This window comes from Rhodococcus sp. P3_B8 (genome assembly GCF_056402775.1).
The window spans coordinates 1-2,920 of sequence record NZ_JBFUGT010000511.1 but is presented as its reverse complement, the minus strand read 5'-3'; the positions used below and the strand labels follow the sequence as shown (position 1 = coordinate 2,920).

Sequence of the window (2,920 nt, the reverse complement as noted above, 5' to 3'; positions counted from 1 at the left end):
GTGGCGAACAGTCCGTCGCCGAGTTCCGCGGCGATCCCGACGGCCTCCGCGCCGCCGGCCGCGACGGCGATCGTGGGCGGCACGTCGGGGAGATCGAACACGCGGGCGTCGTCGAGAGTGAGGTGTTTGCCCTCGTACGAGTGGTAGCCGCCCGACCACAGCAGGCGGATGATGTCGATCGCCTCACGGAGCATCTGGTGCCGGATGGTCACCGACGGCCAACCGCCACCGACGACATGTTCGTTCAGCCGTTCCCCCGAACCGAGTCCCAGGGTGAACCGGCCCTCGCTGAGGACGGCGGTCGTGGCCGCGGCCTGCGCGATGATCGCGGGGTGATATCGGACGAACGGGCAGGTGACGCCGGTCGCCAGACCGATCCGGTCGGTCCGTGCCGCGGCGGCCGCGAGCATCGACCACACGAATCCCGAATGGCCGTGGCTGTAGAGCCAGGGGTGATAGTGATCGCTCACCTCGACGAAGTCGAAGCCGGCCCGTTCGGCCTCCACCGCCTGCCGCACGATCTCCCGCGGATCGAACGTCTCGGCCATCAGCTTGAACCCCACCTGCATGTCGTCGTCCCTTTCCTCGAGTTCTGCGAAGGTTTCCCGGATTCGGGCGCGCTCACACAAGGCGACCCAGCGACACCGGCCAGACCGGCGCCCACAGCACCAGCACACCGATCGCGATTCCCGCCAGCACCAGCCGCGGTCCGCGTCTGCGCAGCGTCACACCGAGCGCCGCGACGGCACCGAGCACGATCGCCGCACCGGCGGGCCCGGAGGGCACCGCAACCGAGGCTCCGGGAATCCGCGCGCCCCGCTCGGCGACGGTGACGAGCCACCACAGCGGCCACTGGGTCACGCGCACCACCACTTCCGCGACGGGAACACTGACCCCCGCGATCAGCGCGGTGATCGCTCCGGCCACGGTGATCACGCCGACCACGGGGGCGACCAGGATGTTCGCGCAGACGGACACCAGGCTCACCGTCCCGGCCATCGCGGCGACGATCGGAGCGGTGACGGCGAAGGCGGCGACGGACACCGCCACCGTCTCGGCCACCGCCCGCGGCCAGCCGCGGCCCACCAGCATGTCGACCCAGACCGGCGCGATCACGATCAATCCTGCGGTGGCGGTCGCCGAGAGAACGAAGCCGAAGTTCACCGCCAACTCCGGTGACCACGCCAGCAGGGCGATGACCCCGGCCGCGAGCGCGGGCATCGCCTGTTTCCGCCGTCCGGTCACGAGCGCCAGCAGGGCGACCGAGCCCATCGCCGCGGCGCGCAGCACACTGGGTGACGGTCGCGCGATCACCACGAATGCGATCAGGGCCGCGGCGGCCAGCGCCGCACCCGCGCGGGGACCGAGCCCCACCGCTCGGACCAGGAGCAGCACCGCTCCCAGCAGGATGCTGACGTTCGCCCCGGACACCGCCGTGAGATGCGTCAACCCGGTCGCGGTGAAGTCGTCCTTCACCTCCCGGGACAGCGCGGAGGTGTCGCCGACCACCAGCCCCGGCAGCAGTCCTGCCTCGTCGGCAGGCAGGACGGCGGCGGCAGCGGCGAACCGCGCACGCAGGGCGCCGGCCCACCGCTGATGCGGGGGCGCGGGACCGACGTCCGCGGGCGGTCCGGACACCCGGACCGTGGCCAGGCTCAGATCCCGGTGCCGCGGAGGGCTCGCCTGCCCGCGCAGGACCACGTCCTGCCCCGGCAGCAGTCCGAGCCACCCCTCCGCCGGGGCGAGGACGACCACCGCACCGCCCGAGTGGATCGTCTCGGTGGCCCGGCGGATCTCGACGACGTTCGCGTTCACGAGGACGTGCCGTCCGAAGCCGGCGATCTCCCGGGGATCGTCGACGAGGGTGACGACGAGCGTCACCCACGTCTCGTTCCGGGCGAGTTCGGTCATCGGGTGCCGCTCCACGGCCTGAACCCGCCAGGCCACCCCCGCGGCGCAGCAGGACCCGAACAGCAGGACCGCCAACGTCGCGGCCGTCCACCGGCCCGGTCCCCGCAGGGCGCGTCCCGCGGCGAGGAGAACTGCCGCTCCCGACAGGGTCGCCACGAGCACCCATGCCGCCCGGGAGCCTCCGAGGATGCCGATCAGCGTTGCCGCCCAGCACATCCCGGCGAACGGCAGTAGCCGCAAATCGAGAAGACGCGGTTCGTCGTCGGGCATCACAGGGTGACCTGGCCGCGCAGTTTCTCCAGCCGCACCGGCCCTATCCCGTCCACCTCCCCCAGTTGCGAGATGTCGGTGAACGTGCCGTTGGTCGTGCGCCACGAGACGATCGCCGCCGCCGTGACGGGCCCGACACCGGGAAGTGCGTCGAGCTCCGTCTCGGTCGCCGTGTTGAGGTTCACGAGCCCTCCGCCCGTGGCGGCCGCTGCGCCTGCGGTCCCCGGCGATCCCGCGGCGGCGCCGCCCACCGCGCTCGGTGGCGCCTGGGTGGTCGCGGCACCCACCAGCACCTGGTCGCCGTCCGAAAGTCGTTGAGCCAGATTCAATCCGAGGGTGTCACCGCCGTCGCGCACTCCCCCGGCAGCAGCGAGGGCATCCGCGACCCGGGAGCCCGGCGGTAGCCGGACGAGACCGGCCGACGCCACCAGTCCCACGACGCTGACGACGATCTCCTCCGCCGGCGCGGGTGCCGACGCCGCCGGGGCGGGAGCCGTCGTCACCGGCGCCGGAGTCAGGGAATGCACCCCGGCGGCGGGTAACGACGGAACGGCCTGTGTCTCCGGCCGATCGCTGCGCACTCCCAGCACAGCGGCCGTCGCCACGACGATCCCCACCACGACGAGCACCAGCGCCCCGGAACGCCCGGGATCGAATCGTGCGTCCCGCCACCGGTCCGGCAGCGAGAATCCACCCCGGCGTTCGGCGGACCACGTCGTGTCGCCGTCGAGGACGGTCC

At 72.6% G+C, this 2,920-nt stretch carries 3 protein-coding genes; all 3 read right to left on the bottom strand.

Annotated features, from left to right (window positions below; genetic code table 11):
- Positions 1-569 (bottom strand): TIGR03557 family F420-dependent LLM class oxidoreductase (locus AC1D1G_RS43765; protein ID WP_477956770.1); only part of this gene is annotated, 569 nt, incomplete at its 3' end.
- 52 nt (positions 570-621) lie between these two features.
- A complete protein-coding gene (locus tag AC1D1G_RS43760) occupies positions 622-2,181 on the bottom strand; it encodes a ComEC/Rec2 family competence protein (RefSeq protein ID WP_477956769.1) in 1,560 nt (519 codons plus the stop codon).
- On the bottom strand, positions 2,181-2,920 hold a 740-nt coding region (locus AC1D1G_RS43755), incomplete at its 5' end, for a ComEA family DNA-binding protein (protein ID WP_477956768.1). The genes AC1D1G_RS43755 and AC1D1G_RS43760, both read right to left, overlap by 1 nt.

What these genes read in the sequence shown, in the direction of transcription:
- AC1D1G_RS43760 (WP_477956769.1), bottom strand. Translation starts at nt 2,181, where the DNA reads ATGCCCGACGACGAACCGCGTCTTCTCGATTTGCGGCTACTGCCGTTC.